Genomic DNA, 814 nt, shown 5'->3' with positions numbered 1-814 from the left:
TCTACAGAACCATTTAATGACCCAAGTGCTTCAATAATTTTTATTATTAAAGCAGGAAAAAAATTAAAAATCTCTCCTATTGCATTAAGTATTGATTGAAGTACTTTTATAAATTCTGAATTTTGATTTATCATACCAAGAAGCTGCCCTAATAAACTTGGTAAACTTACTCCTTTTATCGTTTCAACTAAAAATTTTAATACTTTTGCAATAGGGCTAAGTTCATTAGTATGATGAAGAGGTTGACGATTAGGATTCCAGTCCATCGGATCAAGATGTACACCGGAATCTGAAACAAGGTTAACAAGTCCAGGATCGCTATAAGCACAAAGTTTAGGAGATTTTAAAGTAACTATTTTTCCGTCTAAACCGATTATCTTATTATCAGTTTCTGTATAACCAACTTTATTGAGATGTACTCCATCGGTATAACCTGGATCTGCAGGGGAAGGTAGGGCATTTGTCCCGGGAGGTGGAGGCATATCCGGTACGGCAACTCTAGCACAGACTCTAGTTAGAGGTAGACCGTAACCTGTAGGCCATAATACACATTCTCCATCCCAATTCTACAGAACCATTTAATGACCCAAGTGCTTCAATAATTTTTATTATTAAAGCAGGAAAAAAATTAAAAATCTCTCCTATTGCATTAAGTATTGATTGAAGTACTTTTATAAATTCTGAATTTTGATTTATCATACCAAGAAGCTGCCCTAATAAACTTGGTAAACTTACTCCTTTTATCGTTTCAACTAAAAATTTTAATACTTTTGCAATAGGGCTAAGTTCATTAGTATGATGAAGAGGTTGACGA

2 pseudogenes are annotated in these 814 nt (G+C 33.8%); both read right to left on the bottom strand.

The window, feature by feature from the left end:
* Positions 1-566 (bottom strand): annotated as a pseudogene (locus tag O6R16_RS07985) (hypothetical protein); the annotation flags it as partial.
* Positions 565-814 (bottom strand): annotated as a pseudogene (locus O6R16_RS07980) (hypothetical protein); the annotation flags it as partial. The pseudogenes O6R16_RS07980 and O6R16_RS07985, both read right to left, overlap by 2 nt.

The sequence above is a fragment of the Candidatus Rickettsia tasmaniensis genome, from assembly GCF_036857515.1.
Taxonomy (GTDB): Bacteria; Pseudomonadota; Alphaproteobacteria; order Rickettsiales; family Rickettsiaceae; genus Rickettsia; species Rickettsia rickettsii.
The sequence above is the reverse complement of the archived record's forward strand: the minus strand, read 5'-3'. Positions and strand labels throughout refer to the sequence as shown.